Below are 24,319 nucleotides of genomic sequence, written 5' to 3' on the forward strand. Positions count from 1 at the left end.
TAAAGATCGGCAAAAATTTTTAAACAGAGCGGATTTGGGTTATCTTAACCCCGCCCAAAAATACGTAGTATATAAAAGGTCTTTGAGCAAGATGTGGAAATGGTTACACCCCTACGCCAGGTCAGAGGACGCTTACCGCATTGCCGGTCTGTGGCTACCCTGGTTTGCTGCATTCAGCGTGATCTCCTTTACCATCGGACTGGCGTGGGGGCTGGCATTTGCGCCGGCCGACTACCAGCAGGGTGATGCGTTCCGCATCATTTACATCCATGTGCCGGCGGCCATCATGTCGATGGGGGCCTACTCTTCCATGGCCATTGCTGCCTTTATTGGTCTGGTATGGCAAATCAAAACGGCGAACATGGCGGTGTCGGCCATCGCGCCGGTGGGAGCCGTATTCACCTTTATTGCCCTGTTCACCGGTGCTGCCTGGGGTAAACCCATGTGGGGAACCTGGTGGGTATGGGATGCGCGTCTGACATCCGAACTGATTCTGCTGTTTCTCTATCTTGGGGTGATTGCGCTTTATAACGCCATTTCCGACAAGGTGCTGGCTGGCCGTGCCGCCGGTATTCTGGCGCTGGTCGGGGTGATCAACCTGCCCATTATTCATTACTCCGTTGAATGGTGGAATACCCTGCATCAGGGAGCCACTATCACCAAATTTGATAAGCCGTCCATTTCAAACGACATGCTCTGGCCGTTGTTGATCATGATTTTTGCCTTTATTTGCTTCCTTGGTGCGCTGACCCTGATGCGGTTGCGTAATGAGCTGATCAGACGGGAGTCTCATCGTCCCTGGGTTTTGAAGCTGGCGGAGAAACAACATGAAGTTTGAGAGTTGGTCTGCCTTCTGGGCCATGGGAGGCTATGGCTTTTACGTGTGGTTATCTTTTGCTGTCACCTTGCTGGTGCTGCTTGGGCAGGTGGTCGTCACTGTCAAAACAAAAAAACGCTTGCTGCGTGAAGTCAGTCAAAAACAAGCCAGGGCTGCTCGCCGTGAAGCTGCCCGCAAGTTGGAGAATACGTTATGAACCCCAGACGTAAAAAGCGAATGACGGTGTTGCTGGCCGTGGTGGCCGGACTATCGCTTATGGTGGGGCTGATGCTTTATGCCCTGCAGCAAAACATTGACCTTTTTTACACTCCCACCGAACTGGTACAGGGTAAGGGTAAAGAAAATATTACGCCGGAAGTGGGTCAGCGTCTGCGTATCGGTGGCCTGGTGGTGCCGGGTTCCGTTGAACGGGATCAGCAAAGCCTGAAAGTCAGCTTTGCACTGGTGGATGCCGGTGGTGAGCAGGTAACGGTGCGGTTTGACGGCATTCTGCCGGATCTGTTCCGGGAAGGGCAGGGTATCGTCGCCCAGGGGCACCTGGCTGACGCCCGTACCATTGATGCCTTCGAAGTGCTGGCCAAGCATGACGAAGAATACATGCCACCTGAAGTGGCAGAAGCGCTCAAGGGAATGGAGCACTTCAAACCCGAGTACACGGAGGCACAGCTGAAGGGCAGCAACCTATGATCCCCGAGCTTGGACAATTTACCCTGATACTGGCCCTGGCCAGCGCTCTGGTACTGAGTATTTACCCCTTGTTGGGGGCCGCCCGCAGCAACACTGCCATGATGCTGCTGGCCCGCCCTTTGGCTTATGCCCAGTTCGGCTTTCTGCTGATCTCCTTCTTGTGCCTGACCTGGGCCTTTATAGAGCATGACTTTACTGTGCTGTATGTGGCGTCCAACTCCAACAGTCTGTTGCCACTGGCTTACCGTATTTCTGCAGTGTGGGGTGCACATGAAGGCTCATTGCTGCTGTGGGTGCTGATCCTGGCAGGCTGGACGGCCGCCGTTGCCCGCTTCAGCCGCGCTCTGCCGCTGGATGCGGTGGCGCGGGTGCTGAGCGTGATGGGCATGATTGCCATCGGCTTTCTGCTGTTTGTATTGCTCACCTCCAACCCCTTTGAGCGTACACTGCCGTTTTTCCCGGTAGACGGACGCGATCTGAATCCGCTGCTGCAGGATCCCGGCCTGATTTTCCATCCGCCCATGCTGTATATGGGGTATGTGGGTTTCTCGGTGGCCTTTGCCTTTGCCATTGCATCTCTGATGACCGGCAAGCTGGATGCTGCCTGGGCCCGCTGGTCCCGCCCGTGGACCATGGCCGCCTGGATCTTTCTGACGCTGGGCATCGCTCTGGGCTCCTGGTGGGCTTATTACGAGCTGGGCTGGGGCGGCTGGTGGTTCTGGGATCCGGTGGAAAACGCCTCCTTTATGCCCTGGCTGGCCGGCACGGCCCTTATCCACTCTCTGGCCGTTACTGAGAAGCGCGCCAGTTTCAAGGCCTGGACCGTGTTGCTGGCCATTATGGCATTCTCTTTAAGTTTGCTGGGTACCTTCCTGGTGCGCTCCGGTGTGCTGGTATCGGTACATGCCTTTGCGTCCGATCCTACCCGAGGTCTGTTCATTCTTATTTTCCTGTTGCTGGTGGTGGGCTCATCACTGCTGCTTTATGCCATCAAAGGAGCCGAAGTACGCAGCCACGGCAAACATGAGCTGGCCAGCCGCGAAAGCCTGTTGCTGGGTAACAACATCATTCTGATGGCGGGCCTGGTGGTGGTGCTGATCGGGACCTTGCTGCCACTGGTGCACAAAGAGCTGGGCATGGGCAGTATTTCCATTGGCGCGCCCTTTTTTAACAGCCTTTATGCCTGGCTGATTATTCCCTTTGCGCTGTTGCTGGGGGCCGGTCCGCTGTTCCGCTGGCGTCGTCAGCAGATGAAAGAGATCAACGGCAAGTTGCTGCTGGCACTGGTGCTCAGTATCGCGATCGGCGTGGCACTGCCGGTGCTTTTCTCCGCTCAGTTTGAGCCCTGGGCTGCTTTGGGTATTGGTCTGGGTGCCTTTATTACCATTACCAGTCTGCAGGAAACCTGGGTGCGTGCGACCCATCGTCATGCTTTCTTTACTGGTGTGCGTAAGCTGGGTAACAGTCACTGGGCCATGATCCTTGGCCATATCGGCCTGGCGGTCACCATTATCGGGATAAGCTGTACCCAGCTGTACAGCATTGAACGTGATGTGCGCATGCTCCCCGGTGATACCGTGACCTTTGCCGATTACACCTTTACCTTTGAGGGGATTCGAGAAGCCGACGGCCCGAACTACGATGGTTTCAAAGGGGTTATCAGCGTGGCCAAAAACGGTCAGCCGCTTACCGAGCTGAAAGCCGAGAAGCGTTTTTATCTGGTGCAGCGCATGTCAATGACCGAGGCGGCCATTGATGCCGGTTTCACCCGGGATCTCTATGCCGCACTGGGTGAAGAGCTGGATGATGGTGCCTGGGCGGTACGACTTTATTACAAGCCCTTTGTCCGCTGGATCTGGTTTGGTGGCCTGCTGATGTCCATCGGTGGCGTGATCGCCATGATGGACAAGCGTTATCGCTTTGGCCGTAAGCAACAGACTGTGGAGGCACAATGAACCGTCGCATCCTGATCCTGTCAATTCCCTTGCTGTTGTTTCTGGGGGCCAGCGTATTCCTGTATAAGGGGCTGTTTTCCGACCCCACCAAACTGGAATCGGTACTGATCGATCAGCCTATTCCTGAGTTCACCCTGCAGGATCTGCACGACCCCGCCAAGCAACATGACAAAGCCATTTTTACCGGCAAACCCATGCTGCTGAACGTGTGGGCTACCTGGTGTCCTACCTGTTATGCCGAACATGAGTACCTGAACCGGCTGAAGGCCACTGAAGGGGTTTATATCATCGGCATGAACTATAAGGATGAGCGGGAAAAAGCGCTGCGCTGGCTGAGCAACCTGGGTAACCCGTATGCCATCGATCTGTATGATCCCCGCGGTATGCTTGGGCTTGATCTGGGAGTATATGGTGCACCCGAAACCTTTCTTATCGATAGTAAAGGGGTTATCCGCTATCGCCATGTGGGGGATGTGAACGATCAGGTTTGGAAGCAAACCCTCAAGCCCATTTTTGAGCAGATGGAGTAACCCATGTTGCGAGTGCTGATGCTGGCTGCCCTGTTTTGGCTGCCGGTGGCTCATGCCGCCATTGATGTATACGACTTTGATGACCCGGACAAGGAAGTCGTGTTTCGCGAGCTGCTGAAAGAGCTGCGTTGCCCTAAATGTCAGAACCAGGACATTGCCGACTCGAATGCCGAACTCGCTAAGGACCTGCGCGAAAAAACCTATCAGATGTTGCAGGATGGCAACAGTAAGGATGAGGTGGTCGACTATATGGTGGCGCGCTACGGCAACTTTATTCTCTATAAGCCGCCGTTTATGGCTTCCACCCTGATCCTGTGGGCCAGCCCGGTACTGGTGCTGCTGATTGGCGCTGTGGTGGTGCTGTTACGCACCCGTAAAAAGCCGGTGGCGTCTGCCGATGAGGCCTTGAGCGAAGAAGAAAAGCAACGCCTTAATCGCCTGCTGAACAAGAACAAAGAGAGCTGACATGACCCTTTTCTGGATTCTCAGTGCCGCCCTGACGGCGCTGCTGGCACTGGTTATTATTTTGCCCTTGACCCGGGGCCGTGCCGAATCGAGCCACAGCCGTAATGAGCTGAACACACAGCTGTATCATCAGCGTCTGAAAGAGCTGAAGCAGGACAGCGAACTGGGTCTTCTGGAAGACGATACCGCTCTGCAGCAGGAATTACAGAAAAGTCTGCTGGACGATGTGGTCAGCCAGGAGCCCAAAGCCCGTGGCGGTCGCAGCCCGCTGGTGGTGATATCAGCCGTTGCACTGGCGGTGTTGGTGAGCGTTGGTGCTTACTGGCAGGTGGGTGCGCATCGTGAAGTGGCAGAATGGCAGAGGGTGTCCGCTCAGCTGCAGGAGCTGTCCCGCAAGGTACTGATCGAGCCCGATGAAACCGTGACTGAGCAGGATATGCACGAGCTGATGCTGGCCCTGCGTACCCGGCTGCATCTGGAGGGGGATGATTATCGTGGCTGGTTGCTGCTGGGCCGGCTGGCACTGGAGATGCGTGACGGTGAAACTGCCCGCGATGCGCTTGAAAAGGCCATGCGGTTAACCGATGAGCCGGACGCCGTGCGGGTGCCTTATGCCGAAGCGCTGGCCATGACCGGAGAAAGCCTGCGTGCCGAACAGATGGTAAGTGGTGTATTGGCCCGTCAGCCTGGTAATCTGGAGGCCTGGTCGGTGTTTGCCTTTATGGCGCTGCAGCAGAATGACTATGCGCTGGCCATTGCCCGCTGGCAGCAGATGCTGAACATCATGCCGGAAGATAATCCGCGCTATGCCATGGTGCAGCGCTCCATTACCTTTGCCGAACAGCAAATGACCAGCAGTGAGCAGGCACCGGTTACCGGTCCTCGTTATCAGGTGGAAATCAATACCGGCACCAGTGTGCCTTATCATCCCGGGGCTGTGCTGTTTGTGTTTGCGGTGGACGCCAATGGCGGTGAGATGCCGCTGGCTGCACGACGTATTGAACAGCCGGCGTTTCCGCTGAGCGTAACCCTTTCCAATGCTGATGCCATGGTACCTGAGAACAACCTCAGCACCCGTGATGAGGTGGTGATCAAGGCACGTATTGCACCCAGTGGTAACGTGACCGATGTGACCAATGCTTGGGAAGGGCGTAGCAGCAAGCTCAGTACCGATGAAGATCGTCAGTTAACCGTGCTGATCGACACACCGCTTTAAGCCTGTGGCTGGCTGTTATAGCCAGCCATGATTAAACTTTATGTCTTATAACAACAACCATGAGCGACCAAGAATGTGGCATCGAGCGCTTATCCCCGCAGCCGGGTTATTATTGACCGGTTGTGCGGCACATCATGGTGTGGAGCAGGAGCGGGTCAATGACCCCTTCTCGCCGGCTGTTCCTGCCGACTACGCCAAATCCACCGCGGACGATCCCCGCGACCCCTTTGAGCCGGTTAACCGCGTTGGCTGGGCAATCAACTACGATGTAGCTGAGCCTTATCTGGTGCGTCCGGCAGCCCATGCCTATGCCGACTATGTTCCCCGCTCGGTACGCGATGGTATTCAGAATGTGGTACTGAACCTGGAAGAGCCGGCCAGCTTTGTTAACCATCTGGTGACCGGGGATTTTCCTGGTGCCGGTACCAACCTGGTACGTTTCGGGGTTAACAGTACCGTTGGGATACTGGGTTACTTTGATGTGGCCAGTAAAATGTCATTTGATCCCCAGGCCAAAGACTTTGGTCAGGTTCTGGGACAAATAGGGGTGGGTGATGGGCCTTTCCTGATGATTCCGTTTTATGGACCCGCTACACTGCGCCAGCTTTCCGGTGATATTGTTGATACGCTGTACTTTCCCTACGATCTGATGTCGTTTGCGATGCGTACCGGTAAATGGGCGCTGGATGGTCTGTATCAACGCAGCGAACTGATTGATAGAGAAGCCATTATCGACAACTCCCTTGATCCTTATGGGCTGACTAAAGACTTTTATCTGCAGTACCAGGACGCCAGAGTCGGCAAGGAAACCGATGCACCGGCCGAGGAAAACCTCGATGCCTTTATGGACGAAATTGACGGCTAACCTGCAGGCCCCGTATTAACGGGGCCGGGGTGATGACTTCCGGCTAAACCGCGTTATCAGCCTTTTGTACCAGGGGGGTGAAAAGCGGCGGCTGTGCTCTGCGGCAAACAGGGCTTTCTGCAGAGCCAGGGGGCTGGGCCGATAGCCATAATGTTGCTGCCAGCTGGTGGCAACCTCGTCCAGAATCAACCGGCACTGGTGATCATACAGGGTGTCATAATTATATGACTCCGGGCTCTGCCGGTAATCCACTCCGTAATGATCCAGAATACGCCGCAGTGCTGACACCAGCTCGCGGTGCTCTCGTTCGCTCAGTGGCATGCGGGCTCCTTGGTTATTCTCATTATAAACAGAGTGCTTTCTGACCATTCACTAAAATAACACGCATTTGCCGCATTCCGGGCTTTGCAAGCCCAGCAAGCCTTGATAAGGTTGAAGGTGGTTGCGTAAAAGAGAAGTTATCATAAGTCAAATATGATTCTCCTTTTATTTTTTGTTTGGTTGTAACGAAAGGTTTACAGTGAGGATGTCATCATGCAGAAAGACACATTAAACAATATCCATATTCAATCCGAAAAAGTAATGATCACCCCGGCCGAGCTGAAAGCAAAACTGCCTATTTCGCAAAAGGCACTGGACTACATTGGTCAGGCACGGCAAACCATTTCCGATATTGTTCATCGCAAGGATCACCGTCTGCTGGTGATTTGCGGTCCCTGCTCCATTCATGACGTCGACGCAGCCAAAGAGTACGCAACCCGCCTCAAAAAACTGCATGATGAATACCGCGACAGCCTTTATATCGTAATGCGTGTCTATTTTGAAAAACCGCGCACCACGGTTGGCTGGAAGGGGTTTATTAATGATCCTCACCTGGATGGTTCTTTTGACATTGAACTGGGTCTGCACAAGTCCCGAGAGCTGCTGTGCTGGCTGGCCGAGCTCGAGCTGCCTCTGGCGACAGAAGCGCTGGATCCCATCAGCCCGCAATACCTGGCGGAACTGTTTTCCTGGTCGGCCATCGGTGCCCGCACGACAGAGTCGCAAACGCACCGTGAAATGGCATCCGGTTTGTCCATGCCGGTAGGCTTCAAAAACGGCACCGATGGTAATCTGGGTACGGCCATTAATGCCATGAAGGCGGCTGCCGAGTCTCATGCCTTTATGGGTATTAACCAGGAGGGACAAGTGGCGCTGCTGGTTACCCAGGGTAACCCCGATGGCCATGTCATTCTGCGTGGGGGAAAACAGCCCAACTATGATTCGGTAAATATTGCCCTGGCCGAAAAAGCCATGACTGCTGCCGGCCTCAAGCCGCGGTTGGTGGTGGACTGCAGCCATGGTAACTCCAATAAAGATTACAGTCTGCAGCCGCTGGTTACCGATAATGTGGTACGTCAGCTCCAGGAAGGTAATGAATCGATCCTTGGTATTATGCTGGAATCTCACCTGTTTGAAGGCAATCAGTCCAGTGAGCAGCCGGTCTGTGACATGCAGTACGGTATTTCCATTACCGACGCCTGCATTGGCTGGGACACCACCGCCGAGCTGCTTGAGCGCTGTCATCAGCAGCTTTCTGCTACGCTGAAGGCGCGCGTAGCCTGATAATTGTCAGCTCAGGCAAGAAACAGGCATAATGCAACGCCGGACTCAGGTCCGGCGTCTTAATTCCGGGATGAATGCAATGGTAGATGAACTTAAGGTCCTGCGGGATCAGATCGACAAGGTTGACCAACAGCTGGTAGCACTGTTCGCTCAGCGGTTAAAGCTGGTAGCCGGGGTAGGGGAAGTAAAAAGCCGCCATGGTCTGCCGATATACGCACCGGATCGGGAAGCTGCCATGCTGGCCAGCCGTCGGGCCGAGGCTGAAGCCCAGGGCGTGCCGCCGGATCTGATTGAAGATGTATTGCGCCGCTTTATGCGTGAGTCTTATGCCAGTGAAAAAGACACCGGCTTCAAGTGCGTTAATCCTGAGCTCGGCAAGGCTGTGGTCATTGGTGGCGGTGGTCAGCTGGGCGGTGTGTTTGCGCATTTGCTGACGCTTTCAGGCTATCAGGTTGAAATCCTGGAAAAAGATGACTGGAGCCGGGCGGATGAGTTGCTGGCCGATGCGGGCCTGGTGATGATTGCTGTTCCGATTGATCAGACCGTGGCGGTGATTGAGCGGTTGCCGGCATTGCCTGAGCACTGTCTGCTGGTGGATCTTACCAGTGTGAAAAGCGAGCCGGTTGCTGCCATGCTGAAGGCGCATGGCGGTCCTGTACTGGGCCTGCATCCCATGTTCGGACCGGATATTCCCAGTCTTGCCAAACAGGTGATTATTCACTGTGATGGCCGGGGAGCAGAACGTTACCAGTGGCTGCTGGCACAAATGCGTATCTGGGGAGCCCGTCTGCAGGAAGTCCCTGCCACCGATCATGATGAAGCCATGAGTCTGGTACAGGCGCTGCGACATTTCACCAGTTTTGCCTATGGTGCGCATCTGTGTGCTGAAGGGGCAGACCTGGCCCGGTTGCTGCGGTTGAGTTCGCCCATCTACCGGCTGGAGCTGGCGATGGTCGGCCGTCTGTTTGCACAGGATCCGGCGCTTTATGCCGATATTATTTTGTCCTCTCCCCGTAATCTGGCGATGATCCGCCGTTATCACGCTCGTTTTGGTGAGCTGCTGGAACAGCTGGAAAGCGGTGAGCGTGAGGCATTCGTCAAACAGTTTCGTGCTGTCAGTGACTATTTCGGCGATTATGCCGGCACCTTCCTTAAAGAAAGCCGCATGTTGCTGGCTCAGGCCAACGACAGCCGCCATCACGCCGACTAACAAAAAGGCCGCGTTGATACGCGGCCTTCAATGCTGTGCGGCACTCTGAAGCGGTCTGCTATGCCCGTATAAAAGCGGGCATAGCATGCCACAGGTTCGTTAATGCGGAGCCTGAGCGGTCAGTTCCTGAATTTTGGTAACGATCTCGGTAATGGCCACTTCCTGTTTGTCGCCGCCACGGCGGTGTTTGTATTCCACCACGCCGTTATCCAGGCCGCGCTCACCAATCACAATGCTGTGAGGAACACCCAGTAGTTCCATGTCGGCAAACATCACGCCCGGACGTTCTTTGCGATCGTCAAACAGCACTTCAATACCGGCGGCAGTCAGGTCGGCATAAAGCTTGTCGGCGACTTCCTGCACCCGGTGCGACTTGTGCATGTTCATGGGAATAATCACGACCTGGAAAGGAGCCAGGGCGTCGGGCCAGATAATGCCGCGGTCATCGTGGTTCTGCTCAATGGCGGCAGCCACAATACGCGAGACGCCAATGCCATAGCAGCCCATTTCCAGCACGGTGGCTTTACCACCTTCGTTCAGCACGGTGGCGTTCATCTTTTCGGAGTAATTGTTACCGAGCTGGAAGATATGGCCCACTTCAATGCCGCGTTTGATCTGCAATACACCCTGGCCGCAGGGGCTGGGGTCTCCTTCGCGCACATTACGCAGATCGGCCACCTCGGGCAGAGGCAGGTCCCGGCCCCAGTTGATGCCGAAATAGTGCTTATCGTCGATATTGGCACCGGCACCAAAGTCGCTCATTACCGCTACGGTGCGATCCACAATCACCGGTACCGGCATGTTGAGCGGGCCCAATGAACCGGGGCCGGCACCCACGGCGGCACGGACTTCTTCTTCGGTGGCGAAGGTCAGCGGGCTGGCTACCTGGGGCAGTTTCTCTGCCTTTACTTCGTTCAGCTCGTGATCGCCACGTACCAGCAGCGCCACCAGCGGGGCGTCCATGTCGTCGGCGGCCTTCACCAGCAGGGTTTTTACGGTCTGCTCGATATTAAGGCCGAATTTTTCCACCAGATCAGCAATGGTTTTGGTATCCGGGGTGTCGGTCAGCACCATGTCCTGAGTGGGCGCATCGGCGGCGTCTTTGAGTGCCAGGGCTTCGGCCATTTCGATGTTGGCGGCGTAATCGGATCCGCTGGAGAAGGCGATATCGTCTTCTCCACTCTCGGCCAGCACGTGGAACTCGTGGGACGCACTGCCACCAATGGCACCGGTGTCGGCCAGTACGGCCCGGAAGTCCAGTCCCATGCGCTCAAACACCCGGCTGTAGGCCTGGTACATGGCGTCATAGGTTTGCTGAAGGCTTTCCTGATTGGTATGGAAGGAGTAGGCATCCTTCATCACAAATTCGCGGGAGCGCATTACACCAAAACGAGGGCGCACTTCATCGCGGAATTTGGTCTGGATCTGATACAGGTTCAGGGGCAGCTGCTTGTAAGACGCCACTTCGTTACGCACCATGGCGGTAATCACTTCCTCATGGGTCGGGCCCAGTACAAAAGGACGCTCATGGCGGTCTTTAATGCGCAGCAGCTCGGGGCCGAATTTGTCCCAGCGTCCGGTTTCCTGCCATAAATCCGCAGGCTGGACCACCGGCATCAGCATTTCAATGGCACCGGCGCGGTTCATTTCTTCCCGCACAATGGCCGCCACTTTATTCAATACCCGCAGGCCACTGGGCAGCCAGGTGTAAAGGCCTGACGCCAGCTTGCGGATCATGCCTGCACGCAGCATCAGCTGGTGGCTGATCACCTCGGCATCACTCGGAGTTTCTTTAAGGGTGGAAAGCAGGTATTGACTGGTACGCATGAACGGGAACCTTGTTAGCTTAAAATCCATGAAAGCCCGAATTGTAGCAGGGGGGCGGGGCGGGCAGAAGTGTCTTGCGCTGCTTAAATATTGTTCATGCGGGCCTGCCTGAGCCCATTGACTGCCCCCGCTGTGCTACCCTGTAACCGTAAAAACAAGCCAATCCCTTAAACAAGGAAGCATTTTCATGGCCGAAAAAGATAACCACGATGTTATCGCCCCCGAGGGCAGAGCGAATCCGATCGATACGGATTATCAGATAGGGCAAGACAATATCGCCCTGCAAATCGGCCCGTTCGGGCTGGATATTCACAACCGCGTTTTTATGATTTCCGGGCTGGCCATTGTGGCCTTCGTGTTTCTGACACTTGCCTTTCAGAATCAGGTTGGCCCCATGTTCAGCGATCTGCGGGCCTGGCTGACATCAACCCTTGACTGGTTCTTCCTGATGTCCGGCAACATTATTGTGCTGGTGTGCCTGGGCCTGATTGTGTCCCCGCTGGGCAGAGTGCGTATCGGTGGTACCGAGGCCTCGCCTGATTTTACCTACATTGGCTGGTTCTCCATGCTCTTTGCTGCCGGCATGGGGATTGGTCTTATGTTCTTCGGGGTATCGGAGCCGCTGACCCACTTCAGTACGTCCATGGCCGGTACCACTGCAGAGAATGGGATGCGTACCGACTGGGCTCCTCTGGGCGGTGCTGCCGGTGATGCCACTGAGGCGACCCGTCTGGGTATGGCAGCCACGCTTTATCACTGGGCATTACACCCTTGGGCCGTGTATGCCGTGCTGGCGCTGGGTCTGGCCATTTTTTCCTTTAACAAGGGGCTGCCGCTGACCATGCGCTCCGTACTCTATCCGCTGCTGGGAGAGCGGGTATGGGGCTGGCCCGGGCATATTATTGATATTCTGGCCGTGGTGGCCACTTTGTTTGGTCTGGCCACCTCGCTGGGATACGGGGCGTCGCAGGCCTCTGCCGGTCTGAACTTCCTGTTTGATATTCCCGACACCATCACCACTCAGGTGGTGCTGGTGATCCTGATCACGGCGGTGGCACTGGTTTCGGTACTGGCGGGCCTGGATGCCGGGGTGAAGCGCCTGTCGGAAATCAATATGGCACTGGCCGCACTGCTGCTGCTGTTTGTGGTGATAGTCGGTCCAACCTTGCTGATCTTAAGCGGTCTGTTTAACAACATTGTCTCTTATTTTGAATATTTCCCGGCCTTGTCCATGCCCTTTGGCCGTGAAGATGCCAACTACTCGCAAGGCTGGACTGCTTTCTACTGGGCCTGGTGGATTTCCTGGTCACCCTTTGTCGGCATGTTTATCGCCCGGGTGTCCCGTGGCCGCTCCGTTCGTGAATTCCTGATTGCCGTGCTGGTGGTGCCGACTTCCGCCTGTATGCTGTGGTTCAGTGCATTTGGTGGTACTGCCATTGATCTGGTGGTCAGTAAAGGCATTAATGCTGTTGCTGAGGCGGATCTGCCGTTGCAGCTGTTCGTGATGTTAGAGCAACTGCCGCTGACGGCCATTACCTCCTTTATCGGTATTGTGCTGGTGGTGGTGTTCTTTGTGACCTCTTCCGACTCCGGCTCGCTGGTGATAGACACCATCGCTGCCGGTGGCAAGGTGAATGCGCCCAAACCTCAGCGGGTATTCTGGTGTACCTTTGAGGGGCTGGTGGCTATTGCGCTGATGCTGGGCGGTGGTCTGGCCGGCTTGCAGGCCATGGCCGTTTCTACCGGTTTCCCCTTTACCATTGTGCTGCTGATATCCTGTGTGGCGCTGATCAAGGGACTGATGTCGGAGCCAAGAGGCAAATAACGCCGGATTCATTTATTCAAGGCAGCCATGCGCTGCCTTTTTTCGCTTTGCAGGAGTGAGCCATGGAAGCTGAGCAACTGGAGGTACTTGCCTTCATTCGCCAGTACTATCCCTTTAAGTCATTGCCCGAAGATGTGCTGGAGCAGGTGGCGACCCAGGTGGAAGTTGCCTACTTTCGTGCCGGCACCATTATTTTCAAATATGGCGATGCGGTACATGATCTTTATCTGATCCGCAGCGGGGCGGTGGAAATACACCGTCGTAACGGCGAGCTGTATAACCGTTTGAGTGAAGGCAGTCTGTTTGGCCAGATGGGACTGCTGATGAATAACAAAAACCGGTTGCCGGCCACGGCACTGGAAGACACCCTGGTGTACTGTCTGCCGGAAGCGGTGTTTCATGATCTATATGAGCGTTTTGAAGTTTTTGCCGACTTTGTGGAGGTCGGGGACAGTGCCCGGCTGCGCCATGCAGTATCCCGTTATCAGGATGCCAATGAGCTGATGACATCGGGCATTCGTGAGCTGATCTCGCGGGAGCCGGTGTCCATCGGTCGTTCGGCCAGCGTCTATGATGCGGCCCGTAAAATGACCGAAGAAGCGGTGTCATCCATTCTTATCCTGAATGAACAGGGTGAAGAAGAGGACGAGGTGGCCGGTATTATTACTGACAGGGATCTGCGAACCCGGGTACTGGCGGAACAGCTGCCAGCCGATACTCCGGTGGCCGACATTATGTCGGTGGATCTGGTGGCGGCAGAAAGTGATCAATACGTGTTTGAAGCCATGCTCACCATGTTGCGCTATAACCTGCATCATCTGCCGGTGCTGCACAGAGGAAAGCCTATTGGCGTGGTGGCGCTGTCAGATGTGATGCGACATGAGTCCCGTAACAGCCTGTTTGTGGTGCGGCATATCTTCCGGGCTCAGGATGCCGATGAGCTTGCCACCATTGCCGATGATGCCCGGGCCTGCTTTGTGCGCATGGTCAAGGAAGATGCCAACTCTCATATGATTGGCTCGGCCATGGCGGTGATTGGCCGCAGCTTTAAACAGCGCCTGCTGGAGCTGGCCGAAGAAAACCTGGGGCCACCGCCGGTGCCCTACTGCTTTCTGGCGCTGGGCTCGATGGCCCGTGACGAGCAGCTGGTGGTGACCGATCAGGATAACGCTATTATTCTGGATAATGGTTATAGTGCAGAGCATCATAACGATTATTTTGCTGCACTGGCCAAATATGTCAGCGATGGTCTGGCCGCCTGCGGCTACAGTTATTGCACCGGCAATATTATGGCCACCAATCCTGAATGGCGTAAAACCCGTAAAGAATGGGAACAGTGCTTTCTTGACTGGATCGATAACCCCAGTGCCCGCTCATTGCTTAACAGCAACGTTTTCTTCGATCTTGACGGCGTATACGGGCACCTGGAGTGGGCCGAGCAGCTTAACCGGTTGATCGTGCGCCGGGCCCGGCGCAGTCCGCGTTTTCTGGCCAGCATGGCCCGCAATGCCTTGCTGCGTACGCCGCCGCTGGGCTTCTTCAAAGAGTTCGTGATGGAGCAGGATGGCAAGCATAACAATTCCATCAATCTCAAGCGCCGGGGAACGGCGCCGCTGGCGGATCTGATCCGTGTACATGCCCTGGCCACGGGATCCAAGGCCCGCAATTCCTTTGAACGGCTGAACGATGTGATAGAAGCCGACATTCTGCCCAGAGGAAGGGGACCGGATTTGCGTGATGCCATGGAGTTTATTGCCACGGTGCGTATCCGCCATCAGGCCATGGATGTGGAAGCGGGCCGGGAGCCCGATAACAATATAGAGCCGGAAAATCTGTCCGACTTTGAGCGGCGGAATTTAAAAGATGCCTTTCAGATCCTGAGCCAGGCTCAGAAATTTCTGAAGTTCCGTTATCAGCCCGGACGAGCCCCTTGAGGAAGTTATGGTTTACCTGAGACCGTCATCACTGGTGGAGCCGGTTCGTGCACCTGACTGGCCGGCGTTGTTTGAACAGCGGGCCCGCAGTGCCCGTGATTACCGGTTGCAGCGCTTTTACCGGGCCGGCCTGCCAGATCCGGACACGCCCCTTGCCGAGGTGCCTTTCGTGGCACTGGACTTTGAAACGACCGGTCTGGATGCCCGGAAAGACGCCATTGTCAGCATTGGTCTGGTACCGTTTACCCTGCACCGTATTCGCTGTCGCGATGCGGCCCACTGGATTGTAAATCCGCACCGGCCACTGGCAGGGGAAACCGTTGCCTTACACGGTATAACCCATTCTGAAATAGAAGAAGCCCCGGATTTGCTGCAGGTGCTTGATGAACTGCTCACTGCTCTGGCCGGTCATATTGTGGTGGTGCATTACCGGCGTATAGAGCAGATATTTTTTGCGGCGGCGCTGAAGGCCCGGCTGAATGAGGATATTCGTTTTCCGGTGGTCGATACCATGGAGCTGGAAACCCGTTTTCACCCGAGAACACTCAGTCTGTGGAGCCGTCTGCGCGGCCACAAGCCGGTATCTATCCGGCTGGCCAAAAGCCGTGAGCGTTACAACCTGCCTCACTATCCGCCCCATCATGCCCTGACCGATGCATTAGCTACCGCCGAACTGTTACAAGCGCAGATAGCCTATCACTACACACCGGAAATGCCATTAAGTGAGCTGTGGCTCTAATTTTCAAAGGGGTCACAGTTTCCCGAGGGGAGGTACTTTAGGTCCGTCATCGGGTTCGCTGTCGGGCAGGCTGAGCACTGGTTCCCGGCGGCCACCGGCGAGCGGGGCAGGCTGACTCACAGGGCGCAGCAAGGCTTTTATTTCGTCCTGCAGCTCCTGAGGCTCGGGCCAGTCTTTGGGGGAGATATGTACCACGGGCAGACCGGCTGCTTCAATTTGCTCCAGTAACCGGTGCCGGTGTCGGCCATCGGCCCGGCTCAGGCTGTCGTCGGTCAGGGCTACAACGAGGCGGGGGGTCAGATCGCCGGGCGCACACAGCACAAAATCCAGCTTCTCGCCATATATTGTCTGCCAGGCTTGCTCTTTATGTGCTTTTCTCAGTGTGGGCGACAGCGCCAGCACTTCGCTCATCTGCACCGCCGGAAACACTCGCAGGTGGGTACCAGCGGTGCGTTCAAGCAGCTTAAAGGCCGTGGCGGCCTCCGGGCTGAACATGATCTTCTGCACATACGCCTGGCCCGGCTTGCCTTGCCAGATACGGCGCAGCAGGCTGAAAAGCACCAGCAGAACAAGCAGTGTTACCAGGCTCAGCATCAGCCAGTCGAGTAAGGAAACGGGCAACCAGTCGATCATCATTTTATCCGGTATGAACAAGATATTATCAGTGTACTCAGCCAGTAATAAAAAATGAACCGGGGTGGTGCTGGTATGCACCGGCGCTCACCCCTATAATTCACAGCCATTAAAACGCTGCCAGAGGTGAGCATGTCCCGGCGATTACCCCCGCTTAATGCACTGAAGGCCTTTGAAGCCGCGGCCCGGAATCTGAGTTTTACCCGGGCGGCGGAAGAGCTGTTTGTCACTCAGGCAGCCATCAGCCATCAAATTAAGGGGCTGGAAGAGTATCTGGGTATCAAGCTGTTTCGCCGGCGTAACCGCTCGCTGTTGCTGACGGAAGAAGGCCAAAGCTATTTTCTTGAAATAAAGGATATTTTTACCGGTATCTCCGACGCTACTGAGCGGCTGCTGGCACGCAGTGCCAAAGGAGCATTAACGGTCAGTCTGCAGCCGAGTTTTGCCATTCAGTGGCTGGTACCCCGGCTGGTGCGCTTCAGTGAAGAGCATCCGGACATTGATGTGCGCATCAAGGCCGTTGATCTTGATGAAGGGTCACTGACTGACGATGTGGATGTGGCCATTTATTACGGCAAGGGACATTGGCCCGGGCTGCGTGCCGACAAACTGCACACTGAATACCTTATCCCTGTGTGCTCACCCATGCTGCTGATGGGCACCCGGCCACTGAAAAGCCCGGATGATCTGACCCGGCATACGCTGTTGCACGACACTTCCCGGCGTGACTGGAAGGCCTGGTTTAAACAGCTGGATATTCAGGCGGCCAATGTGAATCAGGGGCCGATATTCAGCCACTCTTCCATGGTGATCCAGGCTGCCATTCACGGGCAGGGAGTGGCACTCGGTCACAGTGTGCTGACTCAGCCGGAAATTGACGCCGGACGGCTGGTCTGTCCCTTTGAGCAGGTGTTAATGTCGAAGAATGCTTATTACCTGGTCACACATGAGTCTCAGGCCAGCCTGGGTAAGATAGCCGCTTTTCGCGACTGGATGCTGGCATTGGTGACCAAAGAAGAAAAGCAAAAGGCGGTGAACGGATGAAGGTGTTAAAAAACGGCTCTGATACGGCGTGTCGCCGCTTATTGCTGGCGCACGGTGCCGGTGCTGGCATGGAGCATGATGTCATGCAAACGCTGGCGCAAGGGCTAGCCTGTGATGATATTCAGGTGATTCGTTTTGAGTTTCCGTATATGCAGAAAACCCGCGCTGATGGTCGCCGCCGCCCCCCCGACCGGGAGCCGGTATTGCTTGACTGCTGGCGGCAGGTCGTTGCTGAATTTGCTCACCCCGGGCTGTTTATGGCGGGCAAATCCATGGGCGGGCGCATGGCTTCACTGGTGGCCGATGAGCTGCAGCCCGCTGGTTTGATATTGCTGGGGTTTCCTTTTTATCCGCCAGGCAAGCCGGATCGCTTTCGCGGGCAGCACCTGGCTTCCATAACAACACCGACGTTGTTGCTGCAAGGGGAGCGGGATACGTTTGGCGATCGGGAAGCCGTGGCTGGGTACGATCTGGCTGATACGGTACAGACCAGCTGGATAACGGACGGTGATCATGGCTTCAAGCCCCGCAAGGCGTCGGGGGCCACGCTTGAAAGCAACCTGGCGTGTGTTATCGACAACATGAGGAACTTTATTCGTGAGCATTAATCTCGCGTTTTATGGGGCAGCCCTGTTTGGTCTGACAGCGACTGCGCTGGGGGCTTATGGAGCTCATGGCCTGGCAGCCGGTGGCACGGCCGCGACGCTGGTATCGGCATTTAACACCGGTGTGCAATATCAGTTTTTACATGCACTGGCCTTGTTGCTGGTGGCTGTGATGCTAAAACAGCGTGCTAGCGGGTTGCTGAATGCCGCCGTGATCTTTTTTGTGCTGGGCATTGTGATGTTCAGCGGCAGTATTTATACCCTGGTGTTGTTTGGCACCAAAGGGATTGGTTTTATTACCCCGCTCGGGGGGATGAGTTTTATGGTGGGCTGGCTGTGCCTGTTACTGGCTGGCCGCACCTGGTTGAGGTTTAAATGAAACAGTTGTTGATATATTGCCGCCCCGGATTTGAAAAAGAAGCGGCAGCGGAAATTCAGGAAAGGGCAGGACTGATGGGGTGTCCCGGTTTTGCCCGTACCAAAGATGACAGCGGTTTTGTCGTATATGAGTGTTTTCAGCCAGAAGATGGCGATTTGCTGGCGCGTAAGTTGCCGTTCCGCGAACTGATTTTTGCCCGCCAGATGCTGGTAGTATGGGCGGAGCTGAACGATCTCCCTCTTGATGATCGCATCAGCCCGCTGCTGGAAGCTGCCGAAGGCATGCCGCTGTGCGGGGAAATCAGGGTGGAAACCGCAGACACCAACGACGGCAAAGAATTATCGCGTTTTTGCCGCAAGTTTACGGTACCTGCGCGTCAGGCGCTGCGTGGCAAAGGCATATTAACCCGCAGTGAAGCCCGTAACCGGCCGACACTGCATTTATTTTTTACGGCCAATAACAAAGTGATGCTGGGGTATTCCTATTCCTATAACCAGTCTCCTTTTCATATGGGCATTCCGCGACTGCGCTTTCCTGCCGATGCTCCCAGCCGTTCCAGTCTTAAGCTGGAAGAAGCCTTTCACGTGTTTATTCCCCGGGAAGAATGGGATACCCGTCTGACTTCGGGCCTGCGTGGAGTGGATCTGGGGGCTGCACCTGGTGGCTGGACCTATCAGCTGGTGGCGCGGGGGATGATGGTGGCCGCCATTGATAATGGCCCCATGGCGCAAAGCCTGATGGACACCGGCCAGGTAAAGCATTACCGGGAAGACGGTTTTAAGTGGCGTCCGAGCCGCAAGAATGTGTACTGGCTGGTTTGCGACATGGTTGATAAACCGGCCAGAGTTGTTGCGCTGATGGCCGACTGGCTGCTGGAAGAAGACTGCCAGGAAGCGATCTTCAACCTTAAATTGCCGATGAAAAAGCGCTATGCCGAGGCGGTGTATAACCTGCAGCAATTGCAGGAAAAACTCGATCAGCTGGGTGGGTTTCAGGTGCAGGCAAAACAGCTTTATCACGATCGTGAAGAGATCACTGTGCATGTATGTCAGCCACGCAAGGTTGCCAGACTGGAGCCCAAGGCCTGACTCTTTCGGACAACGGCCACGGATAAAACTAAAAAAGGCGCTGTTATTACAGCGCCTTTTGTTTTGGTAACCGCTTAAAGCCGGTATTAAAGGTTGGCAATAATCGCGTCGGTAAACTCTGTGGTGCTGGCTGTGCCGCCCAGATCCCGGGTAACGGTCTGGCCTTCGGCAATGGTTTTACGCACGGCATTGCGGATTTGTGCAGCCTTGTCGGCCATGCCCAGGTGTTCCAGCATCTGAATGGAGGCCAGGATCACCGAGCAGGGGTTGGCAATGTTCTGGCCGGCAATATCAGGGGCCGAGCCGTGCACGGCTTCAAAAATGGCCACGTCTTTGCCGATATTGGCACCCGGAGCCATACCCAGACCGCCTACCAGGCCGGCGCAGAGATCGGAAAGAATGTCACCGAACAGGTTGGTGGTGATAATCACATCAAAGCGCTCGGGATACATCACCAGGTTCATGCAGGCGGCATCCACGATCATTTCATTGGTTTCAATATCGGGATAACGCTGAGCAATTTCCCGTGCCACTTCCAAAAACAAACCGGAGGTAGACTTGAGAATATTGGCCTTGTGGACCACGGTGACCTTTTTGCGGCCTTCATTGCGGGCCAGCTCATAACCAAAGGTCACAATACGCTCGGCTCCCTCGCGAGTGATAATGCTCATGGCCTCGGCGCTGCTGTTATCATCGGCGCGCTTTTGTCCGGCACCGGAATACATGCCTTCGGTATTTTCCCGAATGGTAATGATATCGATGTTTTCAAAGCGGCTTTTCGTGCCTTCAAACGACACTACCGGGCGTACGTTGGCGTAGAGGTTGAAAAGCTTGCGAAGGGAAACGTTAATGGAGGTAAAGCCGCCGCCTACCGGTGTGGTAAGAGGGCCTTTCAGGGCAATTTTGTTCTGGCTGATCTGGTCCAGGGTTATCTGAGGAAGAAGCTCGCCGTGTTTTTCCAGGGCCATCAGGCCGGCATCGGCGTAGTCATAGTGAAAATTACAACCTGCGTGATCCATAATGCGCAGGGCGGCATCGATAATGCTGGGACCGATGCCATCACCCGGGATCACGGTAATACTGCGTTTGTTCATGGGGCAGCTTCCGTTATCAATGGTTGGTTTACGTTCTGTTTAGCAGCGACTTTATAACATTTTGTTCCCATTATGCCTATGGCTCTTTGGTCTGATTGTGATATCGAAGCTGCTGAAGATTAACCCCTAGCTCAATATCATCCACCAGTTTCACAAGTTGTCGCGCCAACAGAGCATCATTTTTATGCTTTTGAACAGTATTTTGTTCTTTGCCGGTGGCCGTGATGGTCAGGATGGTATCCAGGTTATCAAGTTGTTGCAGTAACTTTTGGGCTCGTTTGGGCCCAATTCCGGGCACGCCTTTCACATTACTACCGGTCACGCCGGTCAGTGCCCAGTAATCCACCAGTTGCTGCGGGGACAGACCGAATTTCTGCTGTACATGTGCTTCATCCAGCCAGCGCTGGCCAAAGTGATCCCATAGCTGAATATGGGGCCCCAGCAGCTGGCAAAAGCCCTTGTCGGTCGACACGATAACGCTGTTTCCGCCATGGCGGGCCAGCTGGCAGGCCAGGGTAGCCACCAGATCGTCGGCTTCTTCACTGTCCGACAGCAGGGCACTGATGCCCTGTTGCAACAGCGCCTGCTGCAGCTCGTCCAGGTAACCGGACAACTCTGCCGGCATGGGCTGGCGATTGGCTTTGTATTCCGGGTACAGCCGGTGGCGAAATCCCACCGGTGCGCCATCAAAGACAGCCACCACATGACTTGGCCGAAACCGGCCCAGCAGCTTTCCGGTCGCCTGCACCAGGGCGGCACGTGTTGCCGCCAGTTGTGCTTCGGGCTGGGCATACTGGTTAAGTTGCACCGCATGCAGCCGGCGCACCAGGTTCATCGCATCCAGAATCAGCAGCTGAGCGGGCATGTCAGCGGCTGATGCGATAGCAAGGCACGTAGGCCGAGCCGGGCAGTTTCATACGTTGCTGCTCCACAAACTGCCGTAGCAGCTTGTCCATCATCTTCATCAGGCGGGGATCGCCATTAATCAAAAACGGCCCTTTTTTCTCAATGGCATGCAGCCCGCTTTCCTTTACATTGCCCGCGACAATGCCGGAAAATGCCCGCCGCAGGTTGGCTGCCAGTTGCTGCGGGGCCTGATCCCAGTGCAGATTCAGGTTGGCCATACTTTCGTGATCTGGGTTAAAAGGCAGCTGGAATTCCGGCTCAACTTTCAATGACCAGTTAAAGGAGTAGGCATCGCCCACTGACTTGCGGTAATCCCGTACCATTGGCATGGTGGTTTTTATGCGGCGGGCGACTTCTGCCGGGTCATCAATAATAATTTCATACAGGCTCTGTGCATCCGGGCCCAGAGTACTGCCGATAAACTCATCAATACTGCGAAAATAATCAGCACTTTCTTTAGGGCCGGTGAGAATAATGGGCAGCGGCTGATTCCGGTTTTCCGGGTGCATCATAATGCCGAGGATATACAGAATTTCTTCTGCTGTGCCCACGCCACCTGGGAAAATAATAATGCCGTGGCCCAGGCGGACAAAGGCTTCCAGCCGCTTTTCAATATCCGGCAGAATCACCAGCTCGTTGACAATCGGGTTAGGTGGCTCGGCGGCAATAATGGAAGGCTCGGTCAGGCCGATATAACGGCTGCCGGTAACCCGCTGCTTGGCATGGCCGACGGCTGCTCCCTTCATGGGACCTTCCATGGCTCCCGGACCACAGCCGGTGCAAATATTCAGCTCGCGCAGCCCCAGCTCATTACCTACCTCACGGGTATACTGATATTCCACCGGGCTGATGGAGTGCCCCCCCCAACAGACCACCAGATTAGGATCGGCTCCCGGGTTAATGGCTTTGGCATGACGTAAAATGGAAAATACCAGATCGGTGATATGCGTAGAGGCCGTTAAGTTAAACAGTGAGCTGGCCTGTAAATGGCTATTGACATAGATAATGTCCCGCAGTACAGAAAACAGATGGTCCTGAATGCTGCGTATAATTTCACCATCTACAAAAGCATGCTCGGGAGGGTTGAACAACTCCAGTTTAATACCCCGTTCACGGCGGATAACATTAATGTCAAAGTCTTTATAGCGTTCCAGTATTTCTTTGGAGCTGTCGGTTTTACTGCCGGAGTTAAGTACCGCTAAAGCACAATTTCTGAACAAATGATACAGACTGCCTGAAGCTGACTGCTTGAGGCGATCCACCTCCATTTGCGACAACAGATTCATGCTGCCAACCGGATTAATATGGGTGATCATAATGTATCTCTGAGTTGTAATGAGCAGGCTCAGGCAATGACGAGCTGATTACGGCCTGCATTTTTTGCCCTGTAAAGGGCCTGATCGGCGCGTTCCAGAGCCGTGGTAATGGTGTCCCCGGGTTGTAACAGGGTGGCTCCTATAGAAACGGTGATGGTAACGCGCTCCTGTTTAAAGCTGAACGGGATGGCCTCAATTTTTTGGCGCAACTGATGTAAAGGCCGGTGCAATAATATCGGGTCAACATCCAGCATTAAAATGGCAAATTCTTCCCCGCCAAACCGGGCAATAAAGTCACTTTCTTTTAAACTGTTACGCAGTGTGCGGGCAATCAGGCGTAATGCCTTGTCGCCTGCCAGGTGGCCGTACTGGTCGTTAATTTTCTTAAAGAAATCCACATCCAACAGCACAATGCACAGCGGGCTTTGCGTTTTCTGCCAGCGCGCAAAGTCAACTTTCAGTCGTTCATCAAGCGCGGTCCGGTTATAAATCTGTGTAAGTCCGTCTATCATCAGCTTTTCATTCTGACTGGTAAGACGCCGCCGGTAGTCACTGGTCTGCTGTTTAAGTTTACCGACTTCATTTTCAAGTGATTCAAGCTGGCTTAACAGAGCAGCTTCTCGTTGCTGCAGCTGAGCATGTTGTTGCGCCACTGTTTTCAGGCCATTGAGGTGGGCAACGATGCTTTGTGCCAGTGATGTATCAAGGTGTCCGGACAAATGCCGGTCAATAGCATGGATCTCTTCTACCAGGCTGGCATCCTGAATCTGGCGGGCACTGACAATCCTCTTACCTTCACTGACCGAGGTCAGGCATTGTGTCTGCATGCTTTCCAGATTGTTATTCAGCCGCAGTAAAAAGCGGCTGGAAAGCTGACGTTCTAGACGGCTGCCTTCGATAACCAGCGCTATCAGCCGCAGGCAGTGGGCTGGCAGGTTGGTGTGGTCACTCTGTGCAAGCAGCAGTTGCTTAATGCTGTTAATTTCGTTGCCGACATCTCCGGTATAGCTCAGCTCATCGATCAGGGTAAGTAAACGCTGACAGATTTCCTGTTGACGAGCACGCTCCTGCTGCCGCTGTTGTGCGCAAACAGAGACCGCCTGCTGGTAGCACTCCAGTAGGGGATAAAGGTAATAAATAATATGGCCATTACCCTCAAGCGCTGTAATCAGGCCGGACAACCGTTCTTCAGCGTAATCGGCTTCCTGTAAAAAATGTGCGGCCTGCAACAATTGCTCACGGCTTTGCTGCTGCTGCTCCTGCTGTTGTTGCTGATGGCGTTTCAAAAATGTCAGTTGTGCCTGCAGCGCATCAATTAGCGTCGCCTCATTGCTGTTCGATGCCTTATTGTGCGTGTGTGCAGGTGACAAGTTTCCGAGCAGCTTTTGCCATTGTACCCGCAGGCCATGGTTATCTTCCTGTCCGGAGAGCGCCCCGTCATCGGACAAACTGTGCTGCAGGCCATCACACAGGGTTTCCAGCGCTGTGATGGCAGATGGCAGATCCTTTAGCATCCAGAGATCATCATTATTCATTATTCACCATAAGGCTCTCACAG

24 protein-coding genes are annotated in these 24,319 nt (G+C 54.9%); 17 read left to right on the forward strand and 7 right to left on the reverse strand.

Annotated elements, in window-relative coordinates:
- Positions 1-91: 91 nt before the first annotated feature.
- From B6S09_RS03605 to B6S09_RS03640, 8 genes are all read left to right on the forward strand, one after another.
- Positions 92-838 (forward strand): heme ABC transporter permease, encoded by a 747-nt coding sequence (locus B6S09_RS03605; RefSeq protein WP_094277125.1) that lies wholly within the window; start codon positions 92-94, stop codon positions 836-838.
- Positions 828-1,034: a heme exporter protein CcmD gene (gene ccmD / locus B6S09_RS03610; RefSeq protein WP_094277126.1), complete on the forward strand. Its 207-nt coding sequence runs from the start codon at positions 828-830 to the stop codon at positions 1,032-1,034. Before B6S09_RS03605 ends, ccmD begins: the two co-directional genes overlap by 11 nt.
- Positions 1,031-1,525 (forward strand): cytochrome c maturation protein CcmE, encoded by a 495-nt coding sequence (ccmE, locus tag B6S09_RS03615; protein WP_094277127.1) that lies wholly within the window; start codon positions 1,031-1,033, stop codon positions 1,523-1,525. The genes ccmD and ccmE overlap by 4 nt, the downstream gene beginning before the upstream one ends.
- Positions 1,522-3,480: a heme lyase CcmF/NrfE family subunit gene (locus tag B6S09_RS03620; protein ID WP_094277128.1), complete on the forward strand. Its 1,959-nt coding sequence runs from the start codon at positions 1,522-1,524 to the stop codon at positions 3,478-3,480. The genes ccmE and B6S09_RS03620 overlap by 4 nt, the downstream gene beginning before the upstream one ends.
- The gene (locus B6S09_RS03625) at positions 3,477-4,010 is read left to right on the forward strand and encodes a DsbE family thiol:disulfide interchange protein (RefSeq protein ID WP_094277129.1); all 534 of its coding nucleotides are present in this window, start codon (positions 3,477-3,479) and stop codon (positions 4,008-4,010) included. Before B6S09_RS03620 ends, B6S09_RS03625 begins: the two co-directional genes overlap by 4 nt.
- A gap of 3 nt (positions 4,011-4,013) precedes the next feature.
- On the forward strand, positions 4,014-4,475 hold the full coding sequence (locus B6S09_RS03630) for a cytochrome c-type biogenesis protein (protein ID WP_243832785.1): 462 nt from the start codon (positions 4,014-4,016) through the stop codon (positions 4,473-4,475).
- A gap of 1 nt (position 4,476) precedes the next feature.
- Positions 4,477-5,691, forward strand: coding sequence for a c-type cytochrome biogenesis protein CcmI (ccmI, locus tag B6S09_RS03635; RefSeq protein ID WP_094277130.1), 1,215 nt, complete (start codon positions 4,477-4,479; stop codon positions 5,689-5,691).
- A 73-nt stretch (positions 5,692-5,764) separates the two neighbouring features.
- Positions 5,765-6,556 carry an MlaA family lipoprotein gene (locus B6S09_RS03640; protein WP_094277131.1) on the forward strand — a complete coding sequence of 264 codons (792 nt, stop codon included), beginning with the start codon at positions 5,765-5,767 and terminating at the stop codon, positions 6,554-6,556.
- 15 nt (positions 6,557-6,571) lie between these two features.
- On the opposite strand, the gene B6S09_RS03645 is transcribed toward B6S09_RS03640, so the two are convergent.
- The gene (locus tag B6S09_RS03645; protein WP_094277132.1) at positions 6,572-6,877 is read right to left on the reverse strand and encodes a hypothetical protein; all 306 of its coding nucleotides are present in this window, start codon (positions 6,875-6,877) and stop codon (positions 6,572-6,574) included.
- A 213-nt stretch (positions 6,878-7,090) separates the two neighbouring features.
- Here B6S09_RS03645 and B6S09_RS03650 point away from each other — a divergent pair, with 213 nt between their 5' ends.
- The gene (locus B6S09_RS03650) at positions 7,091-8,161 is read left to right on the forward strand and encodes a 3-deoxy-7-phosphoheptulonate synthase (RefSeq protein WP_094277133.1); all 1,071 of its coding nucleotides are present in this window, start codon (positions 7,091-7,093) and stop codon (positions 8,159-8,161) included.
- 79 nt (positions 8,162-8,240) lie between these two features.
- Entirely contained in the window at positions 8,241-9,371 is a 1,131-nt protein-coding gene (gene tyrA / locus B6S09_RS03655; RefSeq protein WP_094277134.1) for a bifunctional chorismate mutase/prephenate dehydrogenase, read from the forward strand.
- Between the two features lie 99 nt (positions 9,372-9,470).
- Here tyrA and B6S09_RS03660 read toward each other — a convergent pair whose 3' ends face one another.
- The gene (locus B6S09_RS03660) at positions 9,471-11,198 is read right to left on the reverse strand and encodes a proline--tRNA ligase (protein ID WP_094277135.1); all 1,728 of its coding nucleotides are present in this window, start codon (positions 11,196-11,198) and stop codon (positions 9,471-9,473) included.
- A 187-nt stretch (positions 11,199-11,385) separates the two neighbouring features.
- Here B6S09_RS03660 and B6S09_RS03665 point away from each other — a divergent pair, with 187 nt between their 5' ends.
- From B6S09_RS03665 to B6S09_RS03675, 3 genes are all read left to right on the forward strand, one after another.
- Positions 11,386-13,023 carry a BCCT family transporter gene (locus tag B6S09_RS03665; RefSeq protein WP_094277136.1) on the forward strand — a complete coding sequence of 546 codons (1,638 nt, stop codon included), beginning with the start codon at positions 11,386-11,388 and terminating at the stop codon, positions 13,021-13,023.
- A gap of 62 nt (positions 13,024-13,085) precedes the next feature.
- On the forward strand, positions 13,086-14,957 hold the full coding sequence (locus tag B6S09_RS03670; protein WP_094277137.1) for a putative nucleotidyltransferase substrate binding domain-containing protein: 1,872 nt from the start codon (positions 13,086-13,088) through the stop codon (positions 14,955-14,957).
- 7 nt (positions 14,958-14,964) lie between these two features.
- Positions 14,965-15,696 (forward strand): 3'-5' exonuclease, encoded by a 732-nt coding sequence (locus B6S09_RS03675; RefSeq protein ID WP_094277138.1) that lies wholly within the window; start codon positions 14,965-14,967, stop codon positions 15,694-15,696.
- A gap of 12 nt (positions 15,697-15,708) precedes the next feature.
- Here the strand turns inward: B6S09_RS03675 and B6S09_RS03680 are convergent, their stop codons facing one another.
- A complete protein-coding gene (locus B6S09_RS03680; RefSeq protein ID WP_094277195.1) occupies positions 15,709-16,329 on the reverse strand; it encodes a DUF2726 domain-containing protein in 621 nt (206 codons plus the stop codon).
- Between the two features lie 132 nt (positions 16,330-16,461).
- Here B6S09_RS03680 and B6S09_RS03685 point away from each other — a divergent pair, with 132 nt between their 5' ends.
- Genes B6S09_RS03685 through rlmM form a run of 4 tightly spaced genes read left to right on the forward strand, consistent with a single transcriptional unit; the run spans position 16,462 to position 19,445 of the window.
- Positions 16,462-17,373 (forward strand): transcriptional regulator GcvA, encoded by a 912-nt coding sequence (locus B6S09_RS03685; RefSeq protein WP_094277139.1) that lies wholly within the window; start codon positions 16,462-16,464, stop codon positions 17,371-17,373.
- On the forward strand, positions 17,370-17,981 hold the full coding sequence (locus tag B6S09_RS03690) for an alpha/beta fold hydrolase (RefSeq protein ID WP_094277140.1): 612 nt from the start codon (positions 17,370-17,372) through the stop codon (positions 17,979-17,981). The genes B6S09_RS03685 and B6S09_RS03690 overlap by 4 nt, the downstream gene beginning before the upstream one ends.
- On the forward strand, positions 17,971-18,357 hold the full coding sequence (locus tag B6S09_RS03695; RefSeq protein WP_094277141.1) for a DUF423 domain-containing protein: 387 nt from the start codon (positions 17,971-17,973) through the stop codon (positions 18,355-18,357). Before B6S09_RS03690 ends, B6S09_RS03695 begins: the two co-directional genes overlap by 11 nt.
- Positions 18,354-19,445 (forward strand): 23S rRNA (cytidine(2498)-2'-O)-methyltransferase RlmM, encoded by a 1,092-nt coding sequence (gene rlmM, locus B6S09_RS03700; RefSeq protein WP_094277142.1) that lies wholly within the window; start codon positions 18,354-18,356, stop codon positions 19,443-19,445. The genes B6S09_RS03695 and rlmM overlap by 4 nt, the downstream gene beginning before the upstream one ends.
- An 86-nt stretch (positions 19,446-19,531) precedes the next feature.
- On the opposite strand, the gene B6S09_RS03705 is transcribed toward rlmM, so the two are convergent.
- The 4 genes from B6S09_RS03705 to B6S09_RS03720 form a co-directional block, all read right to left on the reverse strand.
- Complete coding sequence (locus tag B6S09_RS03705; protein ID WP_094277143.1) at positions 19,532-20,539, reverse strand: isocitrate dehydrogenase; 1,008 nt, start codon at positions 20,537-20,539, stop codon at positions 19,532-19,534.
- Between the two features lie 76 nt (positions 20,540-20,615).
- Entirely contained in the window at positions 20,616-21,404 is a 789-nt protein-coding gene (xni, locus tag B6S09_RS03710; RefSeq protein WP_094277144.1) for a flap endonuclease Xni, read from the reverse strand.
- Between the two features lies 1 nt (position 21,405).
- Positions 21,406-22,761 carry a nucleotide 5'-monophosphate nucleosidase PpnN gene (gene ppnN, locus B6S09_RS03715; protein ID WP_094277145.1) on the reverse strand — a complete coding sequence of 452 codons (1,356 nt, stop codon included), beginning with the start codon at positions 22,759-22,761 and terminating at the stop codon, positions 21,406-21,408.
- 29 nt (positions 22,762-22,790) lie between these two features.
- Positions 22,791-24,296, reverse strand: coding sequence for a GGDEF domain-containing protein (locus B6S09_RS03720; protein WP_243832783.1), 1,506 nt, complete (start codon positions 24,294-24,296; stop codon positions 22,791-22,793).
- Between the last annotated feature and the right edge of the window lie 23 nt (positions 24,297-24,319).

It is taken from the genome of Oceanimonas baumannii (assembly GCF_002245495.1).
Taxonomy (GTDB): Bacteria; Pseudomonadota; Gammaproteobacteria; order Enterobacterales; family Aeromonadaceae; genus Oceanimonas; species Oceanimonas baumannii.

Coding starts and splice junctions, on each gene's coding strand:
- B6S09_RS03605 (WP_094277125.1), top strand. CDS start 92: ATGTGGAAATGGTTACACCCCTACGCCAGGTCAGAGGACGCTTACCGC.
- B6S09_RS03625 (WP_094277129.1), top strand. CDS start 3,477: ATGAACCGTCGCATCCTGATCCTGTCAATTCCCTTGCTGTTGTTTCTG.
- B6S09_RS03685 (WP_094277139.1), top strand. CDS start 16,462: ATGTCCCGGCGATTACCCCCGCTTAATGCACTGAAGGCCTTTGAAGCC.
- xni (WP_094277144.1), bottom strand. CDS start 21,404: ATGCCCGCTCAGCTGCTGATTCTGGATGCGATGAACCTGGTGCGCCGG.
- B6S09_RS03675 (WP_094277138.1), top strand. CDS start 14,965: ATGGTTTACCTGAGACCGTCATCACTGGTGGAGCCGGTTCGTGCACCT.
- ccmI (WP_094277130.1), top strand. CDS start 4,477: ATGACCCTTTTCTGGATTCTCAGTGCCGCCCTGACGGCGCTGCTGGCA.
- rlmM (WP_094277142.1), top strand. CDS start 18,354: ATGAAACAGTTGTTGATATATTGCCGCCCCGGATTTGAAAAAGAAGCG.
- B6S09_RS03630 (WP_243832785.1), top strand. CDS start 4,014: ATGTTGCGAGTGCTGATGCTGGCTGCCCTGTTTTGGCTGCCGGTGGCT.
- B6S09_RS03665 (WP_094277136.1), top strand. CDS start 11,386: ATGGCCGAAAAAGATAACCACGATGTTATCGCCCCCGAGGGCAGAGCG.
- B6S09_RS03720 (WP_243832783.1), bottom strand. CDS start 24,296: ATGAATAATGATGATCTCTGGATGCTAAAGGATCTGCCATCTGCCATC.
- B6S09_RS03640 (WP_094277131.1), top strand. CDS start 5,765: ATGTGGCATCGAGCGCTTATCCCCGCAGCCGGGTTATTATTGACCGGT.
- B6S09_RS03680 (WP_094277195.1), bottom strand. CDS start 16,329: ATGATCGACTGGTTGCCCGTTTCCTTACTCGACTGGCTGATGCTGAGC.
- B6S09_RS03705 (WP_094277143.1), bottom strand. CDS start 20,539: ATGAACAAACGCAGTATTACCGTGATCCCGGGTGATGGCATCGGTCCC.
- tyrA (WP_094277134.1), top strand. CDS start 8,241: ATGGTAGATGAACTTAAGGTCCTGCGGGATCAGATCGACAAGGTTGAC.
- B6S09_RS03620 (WP_094277128.1), top strand. CDS start 1,522: ATGATCCCCGAGCTTGGACAATTTACCCTGATACTGGCCCTGGCCAGC.
- B6S09_RS03670 (WP_094277137.1), top strand. CDS start 13,086: ATGGAAGCTGAGCAACTGGAGGTACTTGCCTTCATTCGCCAGTACTAT.
- ccmD (WP_094277126.1), top strand. CDS start 828: ATGAAGTTTGAGAGTTGGTCTGCCTTCTGGGCCATGGGAGGCTATGGC.
- B6S09_RS03690 (WP_094277140.1), top strand. CDS start 17,370: ATGAAGGTGTTAAAAAACGGCTCTGATACGGCGTGTCGCCGCTTATTG.
- ccmE (WP_094277127.1), top strand. CDS start 1,031: ATGAACCCCAGACGTAAAAAGCGAATGACGGTGTTGCTGGCCGTGGTG.
- B6S09_RS03660 (WP_094277135.1), bottom strand. CDS start 11,198: ATGCGTACCAGTCAATACCTGCTTTCCACCCTTAAAGAAACTCCGAGT.
- B6S09_RS03650 (WP_094277133.1), top strand. CDS start 7,091: ATGCAGAAAGACACATTAAACAATATCCATATTCAATCCGAAAAAGTA.
- B6S09_RS03645 (WP_094277132.1), bottom strand. CDS start 6,877: ATGCCACTGAGCGAACGAGAGCACCGCGAGCTGGTGTCAGCACTGCGG.
- ppnN (WP_094277145.1), bottom strand. CDS start 22,761: ATGATCACCCATATTAATCCGGTTGGCAGCATGAATCTGTTGTCGCAA.